16 protein-coding genes and 1 tRNA gene are annotated in these 17,753 nt (G+C 33.7%); 6 read left to right on the top strand and 11 right to left on the bottom strand.

From position 1 onward, the window contains the following. The first annotated feature begins 102 nt into the window (after positions 1-102). Positions 103-1,170 (top strand): class II fructose-bisphosphate aldolase, encoded by a 1,068-nt coding sequence (fbaA, locus tag ACFS5M_RS04845; protein WP_183486353.1) that lies wholly within the window; start codon positions 103-105, stop codon positions 1,168-1,170. Positions 1,171-1,338: 168 nt separating this feature from the next. Then, complete coding sequence (accD, locus tag ACFS5M_RS04840; protein ID WP_183486351.1) at positions 1,339-2,196, top strand: acetyl-CoA carboxylase, carboxyltransferase subunit beta; 858 nt, start codon at positions 1,339-1,341, stop codon at positions 2,194-2,196. Between the two features lie 46 nt (positions 2,197-2,242). Here the strand turns inward: accD and ACFS5M_RS04835 are convergent, their stop codons facing one another. Continuing rightward, a complete protein-coding gene (locus ACFS5M_RS04835; protein WP_183486349.1) occupies positions 2,243-3,082 on the bottom strand; it encodes a hypothetical protein in 840 nt (279 codons plus the stop codon). 212 nt (positions 3,083-3,294) lie between these two features. On the opposite strand from ACFS5M_RS04835, the gene rpsO reads away from it, so the two are divergent. The 4 genes from rpsO to rpe all read left to right on the top strand — a co-directional run bounded on the left by rpsO (position 3,295) and on the right by rpe (position 7,996). After that, positions 3,295-3,564, top strand: a complete 270-nt coding sequence (rpsO, locus tag ACFS5M_RS04830; protein ID WP_183487276.1) for a 30S ribosomal protein S15 — start codon at positions 3,295-3,297, stop codon at positions 3,562-3,564. 175 nt (positions 3,565-3,739) lie between these two features. Beyond that, on the top strand, positions 3,740-5,992 hold the full coding sequence (locus tag ACFS5M_RS04825) for a polyribonucleotide nucleotidyltransferase (protein ID WP_183486347.1): 2,253 nt from the start codon (positions 3,740-3,742) through the stop codon (positions 5,990-5,992). 289 nt (positions 5,993-6,281) lie between these two features. Next, positions 6,282-7,145: a sigma-70 family RNA polymerase sigma factor gene (locus ACFS5M_RS04820; RefSeq protein ID WP_072349917.1), complete on the top strand. Its 864-nt coding sequence runs from the start codon at positions 6,282-6,284 to the stop codon at positions 7,143-7,145. A gap of 188 nt (positions 7,146-7,333) precedes the next feature. After that, positions 7,334-7,996 (top strand): ribulose-phosphate 3-epimerase, encoded by a 663-nt coding sequence (rpe, locus tag ACFS5M_RS04815; protein ID WP_183486345.1) that lies wholly within the window; start codon positions 7,334-7,336, stop codon positions 7,994-7,996. 19 nt (positions 7,997-8,015) lie between these two features. Here the strand turns inward: rpe and ACFS5M_RS04810 are convergent, their stop codons facing one another. The 10 genes from ACFS5M_RS04810 to ACFS5M_RS04765 form a co-directional block, all read right to left on the bottom strand. After that, positions 8,016-8,441, bottom strand: a complete 426-nt coding sequence (locus ACFS5M_RS04810) for a nuclear transport factor 2 family protein (protein ID WP_379898047.1) — start codon at positions 8,439-8,441, stop codon at positions 8,016-8,018. Between the two features lie 38 nt (positions 8,442-8,479). Next, the gene (locus tag ACFS5M_RS04805; RefSeq protein ID WP_183486343.1) at positions 8,480-9,361 is read right to left on the bottom strand and encodes a zinc-dependent peptidase; all 882 of its coding nucleotides are present in this window, start codon (positions 9,359-9,361) and stop codon (positions 8,480-8,482) included. Positions 9,362-9,373: 12 nt separating this feature from the next. Further along, positions 9,374-9,447 (bottom strand) — tRNA-Arg (locus ACFS5M_RS04800). 10 nt (positions 9,448-9,457) lie between these two features. Then, positions 9,458-9,907, bottom strand: coding sequence for a GatB/YqeY domain-containing protein (locus ACFS5M_RS04795; RefSeq protein WP_183486341.1), 450 nt, complete (start codon positions 9,905-9,907; stop codon positions 9,458-9,460). Positions 9,908-10,062: 155 nt separating this feature from the next. Continuing rightward, positions 10,063-12,054, bottom strand: coding sequence for a cell division protein FtsZ (gene ftsZ, locus ACFS5M_RS04790; RefSeq protein ID WP_183486339.1), 1,992 nt, complete (start codon positions 12,052-12,054; stop codon positions 10,063-10,065). Positions 12,055-12,078: 24 nt separating this feature from the next. Further along, positions 12,079-13,404, bottom strand: a complete 1,326-nt coding sequence (gene ftsA / locus ACFS5M_RS04785) for a cell division protein FtsA (RefSeq protein ID WP_183486337.1) — start codon at positions 13,402-13,404, stop codon at positions 12,079-12,081. Positions 13,405-13,407: 3 nt separating this feature from the next. Continuing rightward, complete coding sequence (locus tag ACFS5M_RS04780; protein ID WP_379898042.1) at positions 13,408-14,100, bottom strand: cell division protein FtsQ/DivIB; 693 nt, start codon at positions 14,098-14,100, stop codon at positions 13,408-13,410. Positions 14,101-14,116: 16 nt separating this feature from the next. Continuing rightward, positions 14,117-15,472 (bottom strand): UDP-N-acetylmuramate--L-alanine ligase, encoded by a 1,356-nt coding sequence (gene murC, locus ACFS5M_RS04775; RefSeq protein WP_183486333.1) that lies wholly within the window; start codon positions 15,470-15,472, stop codon positions 14,117-14,119. Continuing rightward, positions 15,472-16,563, bottom strand: coding sequence for an undecaprenyldiphospho-muramoylpentapeptide beta-N-acetylglucosaminyltransferase (gene murG / locus ACFS5M_RS04770; protein WP_183486331.1), 1,092 nt, complete (start codon positions 16,561-16,563; stop codon positions 15,472-15,474). The genes murC and murG overlap by 1 nt, the downstream gene beginning before the upstream one ends. Next, positions 16,563-17,753 (bottom strand): FtsW/RodA/SpoVE family cell cycle protein, encoded by a 1,191-nt coding sequence (locus ACFS5M_RS04765; RefSeq protein WP_183486329.1) that lies wholly within the window; start codon positions 17,751-17,753, stop codon positions 16,563-16,565. The genes murG and ACFS5M_RS04765 overlap by 1 nt, the downstream gene beginning before the upstream one ends.

The following is a 17,753-nucleotide window of genomic DNA, read 5'->3' as shown; positions in this document are numbered from 1 at the left end:
TTATCATGCCATTTTCATTAATAAACTTCTAAATCTCAAAATAAATTCTGAAAAAAATGTGTACTTTTGAGTAATCAATTTTTAACAAAAATTTACCGTAAAATGGCACATAATATAAAACCAGGAGTTGCAACAGGTCGTGAAGTTCAAGAGATTTTTAAATTGGCTAAAGAAAAAGCATTTGCGCTTCCAGCTGTTAATGTTATCGGATCAGATAGTATTAACGGAGTTTTAGAAACTGCTGCGGCATTAAATGCACCTGTAATTATTCAGTTTTCAAATGGTGGAGGAGCTTTTAATGCTGGTAAAGGCTTAAGTAACGACAACCAAAAGGCTGCAATTGCTGGGTCTATTGCTGGAGCTAAGCATGTACACCACATGGCAGAAGCCTATGGTGTTCCTGTAATTTTACATACCGATCATTGTGCAAAAAAATTATTGCCTTGGATAGATGGTTTACTTGAGGCTAGTGAAAAGCACTTTAAAGATACAGGCAAACCATTATACAGTTCGCACATGATCGATTTAAGCGAAGAACCTATCGAAGAAAATATCGAAATCTGCAAACAATACCTTCAACGCATGAGTAAAATGGGTATGACACTAGAAATAGAATTAGGCATCACTGGAGGCGAAGAAGATGGTGTTGACAATACAGATGTTGATGACTCAAAATTATACACACAACCAGAAGAAGTTGCATACGCTTATGAAGAATTAAGTAAAGTTAGCGACCAATTTACCATTGCTGCAGCTTTCGGAAATGTACATGGTGTTTACAAACCTGGCAATGTAAAGCTTACCCCAAAAATTCTTAAAAATTCGCAAGAGTACGTGTCTCAAAAATATAATTTACCTCACAATCATATCGATTTTGTATTTCATGGTGGTTCTGGTTCTTCTGTAGAAGAAATCCGTGAAGCTATTGGTTATGGTGTCATAAAAATGAATATCGACACAGATATGCAGTACGCATTTATGAGTGGTGTACGAGATTATATGAATGAAAAAGCAGAATATTTAAAATCGCAAATCGGTAATCCTGAAGGCGAGGACGTGCCAAATAAAAAATATTACGACCCAAGAGTATGGTTGCGTAAAGGCGAAAATGCTTTTGTCGAACGCTTAAAAAAGGCATTTGAAGATTTAAATAACGTAAACACTTTATAAAATAATTAGGGCGTTTCCCCAAAATTAAAAACAAAGTTCTTAATTTTGGCGTCAGGCTTTTGCCACTCGCTTTTACTTTTTGTCACTTTAAGTGCATTTTAAAATGTTTAACAAAAAGTAAAGAGCTCAAACAAATGGCGCAATCCTTAACGCAAAACCTTATACACTATGGCTTGGTTTAAAAGAAAAGAAAAAGGCATCACCACCTCAACACAAGAAAAAAAGGACACTCCTAAAGGCTTGTGGTATAAATCACCTACAGGAAAAATAGTAGATGCTAAAGAATTAGAAAAAAATTATTACGTAAGTCCAGAAGATGGGTATCATGTTCGTATTGGCAGTAATGAATACTTCGAAATATTATTTGACGATAATAAATACAAAGAACTTGATGAAAAATTAGAGTCTAAAGACCCTTTAAAGTTTGAAGACACTAAAAAATATCCAGAGCGCTTAAAAGCGGCTCAAGAAAAAACCAAACTTAAAGATGCCGTACGCACAGCTGTTGGCAAATCTAAAGGAAAAGACCTTGTTATTGCTTGTATGGATTTCAGTTTTATTGGAGGCTCAATGGGTTCTGTAGTAGGTGAAAAAATTGCTCGTGCAGCAGATTATTCACTTAAAAAGAAAATTCCGTTTATGATTATTTCTAAATCTGGAGGTGCACGTATGATGGAAGCCGCATTATCTTTAATGCAATTGGCAAAAACATCAGTTAAGTTAGCACAATTAGCAGATGCAGGAATACCTTATGTTTCTTTATGTACAGATCCAACTACTGGAGGAACTACAGCATCTTTTGCCATGCTTGGAGATATTAATATTTCAGAACCAGGTGCTTTAATTGGGTTTGCAGGACCACGCGTTGTAAAAGACACTACAGGTCAAGATTTACCTGAAGGGTTTCAAACCTCTGAGTTTTTATTAGAACATGGTTTCCTAGATTTTATCACACATCGTAAAGATTTAAAAGACAGATTAAATCAATATATTGATTTAATTACAAATCAGCCTTTAAGAGCATAAAAAAAGCGACCAATTGGTCGCTTTTTTTATGCTTTTTACACAGCAGTTAATTTAGCGTTATATTAACAACATCACCACTATTAAATGTAAATGTTGCTTGATTATCACAATCACCTTCACCATAATCAAACACACCACCAAAAGCTGTACGTTCAACATTAACACTACCACTTACAAAATAGTAGCACACCACTTCTCGTCTTAAAGGAATGTCTATTTCATAACTATGTGTATGTCCACTCACAAAGTTAGCGACCCAATATCCTGTAACCTCAAAAACATTGTCGCTAAAAACTCCAGAACCAAATCCTTCAACCCATTCTCTCACTTTAAGTCCTTCTCTAGACGCCTGAACTCCACTTGGCCAAACTACAGTAAGATCTAAGGTGTGTGTAAATTGAGGGTTACCATCATCATTAGAAAGTTCTCTTAAAATAGAATTACTCCCAATCACCTGCTTTGCATCAAAGTAAAAATCTTCAAGCACATACCCAATAGACACTTGTTGCTCGTCAATATCTCTGTCGTAAGTGATAATAATTTTCCCTTGATAAAGGTGTCCTCTAATCACACAACCTTCACCAAAATCTACTGTAAGTTGCCTGTATCCTAGTTCGGCAACAACAGTTATCGTCGTACAACCTGGGAAAGCAGTTCTCGAATAACCTACTCGAGTTTCACTATCTTCCTGATCTTCATAAACTTCAATTAAAAAATCTTCAAGAGAAGCAGAAACTCTGTCCATTTCAGAGGCCATCACAACTTCTGAATAATCTTGTTCTTGTATTTCAGGATCGTCTGATGCGTCTGAAGTACAGCCTGTAAATGTCAATCCTAAAACCACAAGAACTAACACAACCTTTGTTGTTAAATTAAATGTTTTCATCATTACTTTTTTTAATGTTAATATAATGTTAAGACCACATTAGAACGGAAAGGTTTAAAATTAAGTATATAAATCGTTAAACAATTTTAAAATTAAGTATATAAATCGTTAAACAATTTTTACAATCTCTTGTAAATCATTAAAAATTACTATATTTGCCGCTCGAAAGAAATACTTTCGTGTACATAACAATCATTTACAATAATATTAGCATGTATTTAGATCAAAAAGCAAAAGAGAAAATCTTTAAAAAACATGGTGGTGATGCAAAAAACACTGGTTCTGCAGAAGGACAGATTGCATTATTCACAGAAAGAATTAATCACTTAACAGAACACTTAAAAAACAATCGTAAAGATTACAATACAGAGCGTTCTTTAGTAAAATTAGTAGGTAAGCGTCGTTCATTACTAGATTACTTAACTAAGAAAGATATCTTAAGATATCGTGCAATAGTGAAAGAATTAGGATTAAGAAAATAACAAAAAAGAGGCTTCACGCCTCTTTTTTTCATTAATATTAAACTCGTACGAAAGAGTATAAATATCGTAAATAAGAAGCTAATTACAGTTTTTCATTGGTCAGACATCACATGTCATTCACAACAACAACTACAACAACACAGCGACCATTGTTTAATTAGAATTAAAAAAATTTATGATTCCAAAAGTATTTAAAGAGGTTATTGACCTTGGTGATGGAAGAGAAATCTCCATTGAAACCGGAAAATTAGCAAAACAGGCACATGGTTCTGTTGTGGTTCAATCTGGAAAATGTATGTTATTATGTACTGTTGTTTCCAATTACAAACAAGCAGATGTTGACTTTTTACCTTTAACGGTAGATTATCGTGAAAAATTTGCTGCTGCAGGACGTTATCCTGGAGGTTTCTTTAAAAGAGAAGCAAGACCTAGTGATGGAGAAGTTTTAACGATGCGTTTAGTAGATCGTGTATTACGCCCATTATTTCCAAAAGATTATCATTCAGAAACGCAAGTAATGATTCAATTAATGTCTCATGATGATGATGTTATGCCAGACGCTATGGCAGGTTTAGCAGCTTCGGCAGCTATACAATTATCAGATTTTCCGTTTGAATGCCCAATTTCTGAAGCTAGAGTTGGTCGTGTAAATGGCGAATTTGTAATCAATCCAACACGATCGCAATTAGAGATTTCTGATATTGATATGATGATTGGTGCCTCTGCAGATTCTGTAATGATGGTTGAAGGTGAAATGGACGAGATTTCTGAAGAAGAAATGACCGAAGCCATTAAGTTTGCCCACGAAGCGATTAAAGTACAATGTGCTGCTCAAGTAAAATTAGCTGAAGCTTTCGGTAAAAAAGAAGTCCGTGAGTACGAGCCAGAAAGAGAAGATGCCGATTTAGCACAAAAAATTCATGATTTAGCTTACGATAAAGTATATGCCGTTGCAAAAGCAGGTTCTGCTAAACATGAGCGTAGTGCTGCTTTTTCTGAAATTAAAGAAGAAATTAAAGCAACATTTACTGAAGAAGAATTAGAAGATATTGGCGGATTAATTTCTAAATATTACTCTAAAGCTGAAAAAGCTGCTGTAAGAGACTTAACTTTAAACGAAGGCTTACGTTTAGATGGACGTAAAACAACTGACATAAGACCTATTTGGTGTGAGGTTGATTATTTACCATCTACTCATGGATCTGCAATATTTACACGTGGAGAGACTCAAGCATTAGCAACCGTTACTTTAGGTACATCTAGAGAAGCAAACCAAATAGATATGCCATCTTTTGAAGGTGAAGAGCGTTTCTATTTACATTATAACTTCCCTCCTTTTTCAACTGGTGAAGCACGACCAATTCGTGGAACGTCTAGACGTGAAGTTGGTCATGGTAACTTAGCACAACGTGCACTAAAAGGTATGGTCCCTGAAGATTGCCCTTATACTGTTCGTGTTGTATCTGAAGTGTTAGAATCTAACGGTTCGTCATCTATGGCTACAGTTTGTTCTGGTACTATGGCACTTATGGATGCTGGTGTTCAGTTAAAGAAACCAGTTTCTGGAATTGCAATGGGATTAATTTCTGATGCAGATTCTGGAAAGTATGCAGTATTGTCTGATATTTTAGGTGATGAAGATCATTTAGGTGATATGGATTTTAAAGTGACTGGAACTGCTGATGGTATTACAGCTTGCCAAATGGACATTAAAGTAAAAGGATTGTCTTACGAAATTTTAGTGAATGCACTAAAACAAGCACGTGATGGTCGTTTGCATATCTTAGAGAAATTGACTGATACGATTGCTACACCAAATACAGACGTAAAAGATCATGCGCCTACAATGGTAACCAGACGTATTCCTAATGAATTTATTGGCGCTTTAATTGGCCCTGGAGGAAAAGTGATTCAGGAAATGCAAAAAGAAACTGAAACAACTATCGTTATTAACGAAGATCCTGTTACTGAAGAAGGTATTGTTGAAATTTTAGGTGTTGGTAAAAAAGGGATTGATGCGGTCATGGCAAAAATTGATGCCTTGCTATTTAAGCCTGAAGTAGGTAGTATTTACGAAGTTAAAGTCATTAAAATGCTTGATTTTGGTGCTGTTGTAGAATATACTGAAGCCCCTGGAAATGAAGTCTTATTACACGTAAGTGAATTAGCTTGGGAACGCACAGAAAATGTATCTGATGTGGTTAACATGGGCGATGTATTTGATGTCAAATACTTTGGTGTAGATTCTAGAACGCGTAAAGAAAAAGTTTCGCGTAAAGCCATTTTACCGAAACCTGAAGGTTATGTTGCTAGACCACCAAGAGATGATAAACGTTCTGGTGGACGTGATAACAGAGGTCGAGATAATCGCGGACGTGATAACCGTCGTGACGATCGTAAACCAAGAGACGATAAGAAAGAAAACTAAACACTAGTTTTTAATCTATATTAAAAAGCCTATTCTTTAATTAGAATAGGCTTTTTGCATTAGCGATAGCAGTGGCATCCTTTTCTTTTTGTTGAAATAAATTTTGCCGTGTAGCGCAAAATGACAAAAAGAAAAGATATAACGTATAGCGCGACCATTTGGAGTTTAAAACGAAAAATGGGAATGCCCATAAAAATAAAATGAAACTTTTTGTAACATTTATTGTCTTTTGTACGTATAATTATATAGAACGTTTTATTCACACTTAATTTTTACAGGAGAACATTAGATGAGACAACTTAAAATTACCAAGCAGGTTACTAATAGAGAGACCGCTTCGTTAGATAAATATCTACAAGAAATAGGAAAAGTTGACTTAATTACAGCAGACGAAGAAGTAGAATTAGCACAACGCATTAAAGCAGGTGATCAAGTCGCTTTAGAAAAGTTGACCAAGGCTAATTTACGTTTCGTAGTTTCTGTAGCTAAGCAATACCAAAATCAAGGATTAACCTTACCAGATTTAATTAATGAAGGTAATTTAGGACTTATTAAAGCGGCTCAACGTTTTGATGAAACTCGTGGTTTTAAATTTATATCTTATGCTGTTTGGTGGATTAGACAATCTATTTTACAAGCTTTAGCTGAACAATCTAGAATTGTACGTTTGCCTTTAAATAAGATTGGTTCTATTAACAAGATAAATAAAACCTTCGCCTTTTTAGAGCAAGCTCATGAGCGTCCGCCAAGTGCTGAAGAAATTGCTAAAGAATTAGACATGACGATTAACGATGTTAAGGAGTCTATGAAAAATTCTGGGCGTCACGTAAGTATGGATGCACCTTTAGTTGAAGGTGAAGATTCTAACTTATACGATGTCTTAAATTCTGGAGAGTCTCCTAATCCTGATAAGGACTTATTACATGAGTCTTTACGTACTGAGATTGAGCGTGCTTTAGAAACATTAACACCTCGTGAAGCTGATGTGATTCGTTTGTACTTTGGTTTAGGAAATCAACATCCTATGACTTTAGAAGAAATTGGAGAAACATTTGATTTAACTCGAGAGCGTGTTAGACAAATTAAAGAAAAAGCGATTCGTAGATTAAAACATACGTCTAGAAGTAAAATATTAAAAACATATTTAGGATAGTAATTTATATAAATTACGACTAAATTTACAGCAACAAACAGTTACACATAACTGTTCGTTTTTTGATTGATGAAAGAACCCAGAGCTGATTACTCTGGGTTCACTCATTTTTATACTTATCTTATGGTTACAAAGTGATGGAACTTCTTTTTTTATTTATCTTTGTATAAACAACACAACTCCTCACAATGGCTGAAAAATTAATTGCACCTTCTATGCTTGCTGCCGATTTTGGCAACTTACAACGTGATACAGAAATGGTTAATAATAGTGATGCCGATTGGTTTCACATTGATGTTATGGATGGGCATTTTGTGCCTAACATCTCCTACGGAATGCCAGTCATACAAGCTATAAAAAAACACGCGACTAAACCTTTGGATGTGCATTTAATGATTGAAAAGCCAGAACGTTATATAGAAGAATTTGCGAAAGTTGGTGCAGATATTATTACAGTGCATTACGAATCTACAGTCCATTTACATAGAACACTTACACAAATTGAAGATGCTGGCTGTAAAGCTGGAGTAGTGCTTAATTTAACGACTCCTGTGTCTGTTTTAGAAGATATTTTACCAAAGTGCTTTATGGTATTAATAATGTCTATAAACCCAGGATTTGGTGGTCAGAAATTTGAAACCATCACTTATGACAAAGTGAGAAAATTACGTAAAATGATTGATGAACGTGGTTTAGACACGCGTATAGAAATTGATGGTGGTGTAACTGATAAAAATATCAAGCAATTAGTAGATGCTGGCGCAGATACTTTTGTTGCTGGAAGTCATGTTTTTAGAAGTAATGATCAAACGAAAACGATAGCTGACTTAAAAGCACTTGCTAATTCATAATCGTTTTTTATCATCTTATTTATTCTGGATATTGCACATAAGTATAAGACTTATGAATAATTTTCCATTGCCCTTGGTATTTTAAGAGTAGAAGGTAATCGGTGTATTTTCGTTTTCTACTTGGCATTAAAATTTCAATTTTTGCAGAAGCTGCATCATTTTCTATATCTATAGATACAATTCTACCAATACGATTACTCTTGTTGCCTTCCTTTATACCATTAATATAATTTTGACCATACCATACCTTAACACTATCATTCGCAATTGTGTATAAGTTTAAATCTTTATGAAACGCTCGTCTTACTCTATCGGGTTCTCCATTAGCTGTACCTTCAATATAATCCATTAAGGTTTTTGTAATTTTTTCGTGTTCTGTTTGTCCATAAGAAAACTGCATTCCTAGGCACGTTAGTAAGATGATAAATGTTGTTTTAAATTTCATGATATATAGTATTATTCATTAAAAGTAGTAAAACCATTTTAATAACCTGCAAAATTAAAGTTAAGCATTTGTTTGACTTTAGAGTAAATTTTAGGAAAATGGGAGCGAAATTCTACAGGTGTTTCTATGAAATTTTCGACAAGCACAGAAATGAATTCGAATTGGTTTTCAAAAGCATAATCTCTAATGTAATCAGAATTTATTAATTTTTGTTTCAAAGAAATGTTTTCATCAATTAAAACCGTTAGTTCCTGAAACGACTCTAAGAACACTGCTGCGCTTGTACTATGCCTTCTAGATTTTAAAAAAGTAAAATGCATAGCATGGATACATTCATGAACACCTAAGTTTAAATTATCATTATGAACGTCGTAGCCAATTTTAAAGTCTTCCCATGAAAAAATTAAAGCATTATATGCCATATTAAATTCCCCTTTATGCATGACCTTGTTAATCGTAGAATAATATTCATCGGGGTAAATTATTATTTTATCAATACTTCTAATTTTATAATCTCTTAAACCAAAAGTGAGTTTTGCGGCGGTTGCAGAAATAAGTATTTTCATGGTATTAGTCACCACAATTTCTTTACCTATAAACTCCCAACTTTTCAAATAGTGGTTAAGTCTGTGTTCAAAATTCTTTTTTTCTAAATCTGTTAGTCGATTATAGAAAGAAAATTCTTGCCTTAATATAAGCCTATAGTCTTCGGGAAGCTTTTTTCTTTTAACATAGACATGATTAAAGAATAGCTTTTTTTTAAAAAACTCAACATAAGCCATTTCTAAAAAATTAAAAATGCCACGAGTAAGAACAAAAAGAAAAAGAAAAAGTGTAGCTGCTATTAAAATCGCTAAAACAACTTTAAAAATTAAAGGCGGATCTTGTTCTTCTATAAAAGACAATAACACGTGGTTCATGTATAGTATTAGTGACTGCGATAGGAGTCGAACCTACAACCGCTGGAGCCGAAATCCAGTGCTCTATCCAATTGAGCTACGCAGCCAAATAAAAGCTTAAGACAGTTTAGCTTTCACAATAGTAGAAATGGTCTTACCATCAGCCTGACCTGCTAATTTTTGATTGACCATTCCCATGACTTTGCCCATATCTTTCATTCCATCAGCACCTAAAGTTGCAATCGCATCAACAACAACTTTTTCTATTTCAGTTTCGCTTAATTGTGCAGGTAAAAATTGGCTAATCACCTCAGCTTGGGCTAATTCAGGTTCAGCTAAATCGTTTCTATTTTGCTCTGTAAAAATAGCTGCGCTATCTTTTCTTTGCTTTACTAATTTAGATAATATTTTTATTTCTTGCTCTTCCGTAATTTCTTCTTTTGATCCTGTTTCTGTTTGAGCTAATAATATTTCTGACTTTACAGCACGTAAAGCAGATAAAGCTGTTTGATCTTTAATTTTCATGGCAGCTTTCATTGCTGTCATAATATCTTGTTGTAAACTCATAATACTTTCTTTATTGATAAAAAGCGAAGATACTAAGAAATTTAAGATTCTAGTATCTCGCGGAGTGTTTAAGCTTCAGTAAAGCGCATAAAAAACCCGAAGAAAATTTGGGGAATTCCTCGGGTTAGTCGAAGCTAAACACTAAACTTAACTTACTAATCTACATTATCGTGTAAAAACGAATTGTTACTTCTTAATTGTATGTCATCGTTTTCATCTGTACTTAAACTTGTAGTAGAAATACTTGTATCTTCAGATGAGTGTTGTGCGTCATCTAAATATACGCCTTGACGCTTATACGCAGGGATTTTTTCTATATCATCAATTTTTGCATTATTGAATTTATAGTTAAAGTCTTTCATTTTACGTCTGCGTTCTTCTGCTCTTTCTTTAAGTAAGTCAGAAATTGGGCTATTCATAGGATCAATTTCTTCAACTTTTTCTTCAGTAGTATTTGATTCTATAATTTGCTTTTCAAAAACAACTTCTTGATCTAGTTCTTTATCTAAAACCTCAGTTACTGGTGTTTTTTTAGGTTCATTGATAGAAGATTCAAACTCTAAATAATCATCAAGGGCGTAACGCGTTTCTCCTTTTTCATTAGTTTCTGTAACCGTTATTAACTCAATAAAGTCTTTTACAGGCATTTTTTTTATGTCATCTTGATCTAAATCATGCACAACTTTATCTTCAATAACTTCATCAACAACAGGCTCATTTATGCTTAAAGGCATATCAAAGGTTAATGTAATTTGTTGTTCTTCTTCATCTTCAAAATCATGAGTTTCATCTTGTACTGGAGCGACCTCTGTAATTACAAAATCATCGTCTTCAACTTGATCTTGAATACATTCTTCTTGGATTGGAGTTGCGCCTATAACCTCTTCATAAACTACATTTATATCTCTAATTATTTCTGTCGTTGGAATAAGATTTGTGTGATTTAAAGCCTCGTTTTTTGGGGCTTCAAACTCATCTACTTCATCCAAATCTAAAGTATGTTTAACAATAGGTTGTTCTTGTTTAGTCTCTAACTCAATATTTGGTGTAATGATAACAGGATTCGTTTCTTTCTTAGTCAAATCTTGCTCTAAGGTTTGCTCTTCTTCTAAAGAGTGGACTACTTTTTTAGTTTCTGTATTTGATATTTCATCTTGCTGTTCAATATCAAATCCAGTTGCAATAATTGTTACAGCAATAGACTCGTCTAAAGATTCATCTTCACCAACACCCATAATAATATTAGCACCATGACCTGCTTCATTTTGAATATGGTCATTGATTTCTCCTATCTCATCGATGGTAATCTCTTGTGAACCAGAAACAATAAGTAATAACACATTTTTAGCACCAATAATTTTATTATCATTAAGCAATGGTGAATCTAAAGCTTTACGAATGGCTTCATGGGCACGATTTTGACCAGAAGAACTTCCTGATCCCATAATTGCAGTACCACTACTACTTAATACTGTTTTAGCATCACGTAAATCTATATTTTGAGTATAATGATGTGTAATAACTTCAGCAATACCACGAGCAGCAGTCGATAGTACTTCATCTGCTTTAGAAAACCCAGCTTTAAAGCCTAAATTTCCATAAACCTCGCGAAGTTTATTATTATTAATTACAATTAATGAATCGACGACATTACGTAAATTTTCAATACCTATTTGCGCTTGTTCATTACGCATTTTTCCTTCGAATTGAAAAGGCATTGTTACAATACCCACTGTTAAAATATCTAAATCTTTAGCCATTTTAGCAATAATAGGTGCTGCTCCAGTTCCCGTACCTCCGCCCATTCCTGCAGTGATAAAAATCATTTTAGTATTAGTATCTAACATACGTTGAAGGTCCTCAAAACTCTCTATAGCAGATTGCTCTCCCACTTCTGGATTAGCACCTGCTCCTAAACCTTCCGTAAGGCTAAGTCCGAGTTGGATTTTATTTGGCACACCACTATTTTGTAGTGCTTGTGCATCTGTATTACAAATAACAAAATCTACACCTTTAATACCTTGTTGGAACATGTGATTGATAGCGTTACTACCACCACCACCAACACCAATAACTTTAATGACGTTTGATTGGTTCTTTGGCAAATCAAATGCAATATTGGTTTCGAATTCTTTGTTGCTGCTCATAAATTCTATTTTTCTTGTTCTAAATTACTCTGCGTTATCTAAAAAATCTTTAACACGTTCTGTTAGTTTATCTAAAAACGAACGTCTTTCTTTTACTGTTTGTTTAGTATTGGCTACCACCTCTTCTTCTGTTTCTAAAGCTTCATCTTCAACATTTACTTCTTCAAAAACAGTATCTGCTTTTTTTCTTTCATTGCGTTTTAGGCCATCCATAACTAATCCTACAGCAGTTGCAAAAAGAGGACTTGTAATTTCATCATCACTATCTCCTGCGAGGTGTTCGTTAGGGAAACCAACTCTGGTATCCATTCCTGTTATATATTCTACTAATTGTTTTAAATGTTTTAACTGAGCTCCTCCTCCTGTTAAAACAATTCCTGCAATTAATTTCTTTTTTTGTTCTTCATGACCATAATTTTTAATCTCTACATACACCTGCTCTATAATTTCTACTACACGAGCATGAATGATTTTTGAAAGATTTTTTAATGTGATCTCTTTGGGTTCTCTTCCTCTAAGTCCAGGAATAGAAACAATTTCATTGTCTTTATTTTCTCCTGGCCATGCAGATCCAAATTTTATTTTTAAAAGTTCGGCTTGCTTTTCGATAATAGAACAACCTTCTTTTATGTCTTCGGTAATCACATTTCCTCCAAACGGAATGACTGCAGTATGACGAATAATACCATCTCTAAAAATGGCTAAATCCGTCGTTCCACCACCAATGTCAATTAAAGCGACACCTGCTTCTTTTTCTTCTTGACTTAAAACTGCATTTGATGATGCTAAAGGCTCTAGTGTTATTCCTTCAAGGTTTAGCCCAGCACTTTTTACACATCTTCCTATATTTCTAATGGATGACACTTGCCCAACCACTACATGAAAATTTGCTTCAAGTCTTCCGCCATACATTCCAATAGGTTCTTTTATTTCAGCTTGACCATCAACTTTATATTCCTGAGGTAATACATGAATAATTTCTTCTCCTGGAAGCATTACTAATTTATGCACTTGGTTAATTAAACGTTCAATATCTTCTTCATCAATAACCAAATCAGAATTTGCTCTTGTGATATAATCACTATGTTGTAGGCTTCGAATATGTTGACCAGCAATTCCAACTGTTACGCCTTCAATTTTTGTTGTAGCAGAAGCTTCTGCCTCCTGAACAGCTAATTGAATAGACTGAATAGTTTGTGTAATATTATTTACTACACCACGATGAACACCAAGGCTTTTAGACTTTCCAATGCCTAAAATTTCAACCTTTCCATATTCATTTTTACGACCAATCATAGCCACAATTTTTGTGGTTCCGATATCTAATCCTACTGCTATATTATTTTCCATAGTTTACGCTTTGGTGCACACTACTTGGTTATCAAACTGTAAATTAACTTTACTATACTTATTAAGTGTCTTTTCTTTTAATGCCTTTTGGTAAAATACCTTTAGGTTATTTATTTTTTTTTCTAATTGATTTAAACGTCCTAAATGCACTGTAAATGGTGACTGTCTTAATTTTAAATCAATACTATTATCATCGTTTTGATGAATTTCTATGACATACTTTTTTAAAAATTCATCATTATATACTTTCTGTGCAATTTGAAACACATTAGAAAGCGCTTCCTTATTTACAGAACCAGTAATTAATGGTACTCTTGCCGAAAAATTAGATGATAACGGCATATAACGACCTTCATCATCGATATAATAAGATGCATTAGTACTTACTCTTGCAATAGGTTTTTTCTGTATAATATCAGCCTTAAGTACTCCGTTTACTGCGATAGAGACTTCTGCTGATTTTATCATTGGGTTAGAATTCAGGGCAGATTCCAATTGGTTCAAATCTAAAATTTCTTTAGACGCCTTTTTAATCCCTTGTTGATTTTGTATTAACAATTTACTAACAGTCTCATGAGTGATAAATAAGTTGTTATCTCCCAGAAATTGAACATGAGGTTCAGAAACCAATCTAACTTCATTTTTCAATGATGAAAAAGCATATAAAAACACTACTAACACTAGTAGAATTACCATTTTTATGTAGTTCCAATTAACTCGCAAGGCTTAATGCTTTTTTAATATGTTTAACTTCTTCTCCAATATCTCCAGCACCAATAGTTAAAATTATTTGTGCTCGACTTTCTTTTATCTTAGAAACGATTTCTTGTTTACTAATAAGTTGTTTGTTTTTATTATTTATTTTTTGCATTAACCAATCTGAAGTCACGCCTTTGATAGGTAATTCTCTAGCTGGATAAATATCAAGCAATAAGATTTCATCAAATTGAGACAAACTTTTTGCAAAATCATCTACAAAATCTTGAGTTCTTGAATACAAATGGGGTTGAAAGACAGCAAGTACTTTTTGATTTGGATACATTTCACGAATTGCTTGGTGTACTGCATTAATCTCTTCTGGATGATGCGCATAATCGTCTATAAAAACTAAATCTTTAGTTTTAATTTGATAGGTGAATCTGCGTTTCACACCTTTATAAGATGCTAATGCCTTGACGAGCTGCGGTTGAGGGCAGCCATATTCTACAGCCATCGCCAAGGCTATTATAGCATTCGACAAATTATGTCTACCAGGTAGGTTAAATAAAACTCTTTCTAGTGTTGTTTTTGGTGTTTTCACATCAAAAACATAAGCACCATTTATTATTTTTATGTTTTGAGCAGAATAGTCTGAATCATCTTCTATTCCGTATGTTATTCCCTTTAGAGGCAAACCATTTCTAATAAATAATTTACCTTTAGGTTTTATTTTTTTTGAAAAATCTTCAAATGATTTAAGGAGTTCTGAAGCATCACCATAAATATCTAAATGATCTGCATCCATTGAAGTAATACATGCTAGATTTGGAGACAAGGTTAAAAAGGAGCGATCAAATTCATCTGCTTCAACCACAGAAACATCTGTACCATTTATAATAAGATTAGAATTATAATTTTCGCTTAATCCGCCTAAAAAAGCAGTCAATTTAACATCACATTCATATAATAAATGCCCTAAAATACTAGTTGTAGTGGTTTTACCATGTGTTCCTGCAACAGCTAAACAAAAGGTGTGTTCTGTAATTAATCCGAGGACTTCTGAGCGTTTTAAAACCGTAAAGTTTTTGTTATTTTTAAAATAAGTTAATTCCTTATGATCTTTAGGAATAGCAGGTGTGTACACCACTAAGGTAGTCTCATAATTTAAATATGAATCATCTACATTTGCTATTGAATCTTCAAAATGTACATGAATCCCTAAATCAATCAAACTATCAGTAATTTCAGTTGATGTTTTATCATATCCAGCAACTTGCTTATGATTAGCATGGAAATAGCGAGCAAGTGCACTCATACCAATACCACCAATACCAATAAAATAAATGTTATGTATATGATTAAGATTCATTAATTCAATAGTTTTTCAACTTCGTTTGCTATTTGTTTAGTTGCATTTATTAATGCTAATTTTTTTATATTTTCTCCTAATTCTTTTTGTTTTTCAGGCGATGCCATAAGCTGAGTGAACTTATTTTCAAAATCAACCTCTAAGTCACTTTCTTTAATTAATATGGCAGCTTTTTCATTTACAATAGCCATCGCATTCTTGGTTTGATGATCTTCAGCAACATTTGGTGATGGAATAAAAATTACTGGTTTACCAACAATACATAATTCACTTACCGAACTTGCACCAGCACGAGATATAATTACATCAGCAGCAGCATACGCTAAATCCATTGTATTTATAAATTCATGCAATTGTACTTGCTTTTCGTTACCATCAATTTTATGCGCTTTGTAGTATAGCTTTCCACATTGCCAAATGACTTGCATATTCAGCGTATTAAAATAGTCAAGCTCATCTTTAATCAATTCATTTATACGTCTTGCACCTAGACTTCCGCCTATTACTAAAAGTGTTTTCTTGCCTTCAATAAGATTAAAATGTTTTTTAGCTTCAGCCACTTTAGAGTCTATATCTAACAAATCTTGACGTACAGGATTTCCTGTTTTTACTATTTTTTCTTTAGGAAAAAAGCGTTCTAAACCATCATAAGCCACACAAATTTTATTCACCTTTTTGGACAATAATTTATTAGTAATCCCTGGAAAAGAATTCTGTTCCTGTATAAGACTTGGTATGCCTTTTACAACAGCCATTTGTAATAAAGGGCCACTAGCAAATCCTCCTGTACCAATAGCAACGTCAGGCTTGAATTGTTTTACAATTTTTCTAGCCTTCCATAGGCTACTTAATAGTTTAAAAGGAAACATTAAATTTTTAAACGTTATCTCTCGTTGAATACCAGAAATCCAAAGTCCTTTTATAGGATAGCCCGCTTCAGGGACTTTTTCCATTTCCATTCTATCTTTCGCGCCAACAAATAAAAACTCTGCATTAGGATAACGAGACTTTAGCTCATTAGCAATGGCAATTGCAGGATAAATATGACCTCCTGTTCCTCCTCCAGACAATATGATTTTATAGTTGCTCATTAAATTGCTTCGCTTAATATTTCCAATGGATTATCCTCTTTATTCTCTTTGTCTTTATCTTCTTCACGTTTGGCACTCACACTTAAAATAATTCCAATAGCCAAACACGTCATCCAAATTGATGTTCCACCACTACTAATAAGCGGCAAGGTTTGTCCAGTAACTGGAAACAACTCTACAGCAACAGCCATATTTATTAAGGCTTGAAATACTATAGGTAAACCAACACCTAGGACTAATAATTTTCCGAAAATGGTTTCTGATTTTTGTGCTACAATAACTATTCTAAAGAGCAGCCACATATATAATATCATAAGAAAGAAACCTCCTATAAGTCCATATTCTTCAACAATAATGGCATAAATAAAATCGGAAGATGATTGAGGCAAAAAGTTCTTTTGAATACTTTTTCCAGGACCAACGCCTTGAACACCTCCTGAAGCTATAGCGATTTTTGCTTTTTCAATTTGGTAATCTGCTTCTGTATCTTCACCATTAGAAAAGTTATCTATTCGACTCATCCAGGTATCTATTCTATTTGGCATCACCTCAGGAAATGCTTTAGCTACTAATACAAATAAGATTAATGCTACTATTCCAGAACCAATAATGACTGCTAAATAACGAATAGGATATCCTCCTAAAAAAACTAACATCACAGCCATAACAAACATAATAGCTGCTGTAGAAAAATTAGCAGGAAGAATGAGTATGAGGACTAAAAATACAGGTACCCAAAGTGGCAAAATAGATTCTACGAAAGTGATATTTTGATCTTGAATTTTAGACATATACCTAGCCACGTAAACCATTAACACTACAGCTGCAAGTGTAGAGGTTTGAAACGACATGTTTACGATTGGAATTTGTATCCAACGACTTGCATTTGCGCCTTCTATTGTAGTTCCTTGTAGCATTGTAACAACCAATAACACTAATACTACAGGAATCATAACCATGGATAATCCTCTAAAATATCTATACGGAATTTTATGAACTCCAAACATGATGGTGAAACCTAAAAACAAATGCATGAAGTGTTTTACAAAATAAGAGAAGGTGTTTCCTCCTCCAACGTTTACTAAATTACTCGCAGCACTATACACAGGAAGAAATGAGAAAATAGCCAATAGAGCAGCTATTGCCCAAATTAATCTGTCTCCTTTTATGTTTTTAAATAGTGTTTGCAT

Source organism: Lacinutrix iliipiscaria (assembly GCF_042686125.1).
Classification (GTDB): domain Bacteria; phylum Bacteroidota; class Bacteroidia; order Flavobacteriales; family Flavobacteriaceae; genus Oceanihabitans; species Oceanihabitans iliipiscarium.
This window is presented reverse-complemented; position numbering and strand designations above follow the sequence as displayed.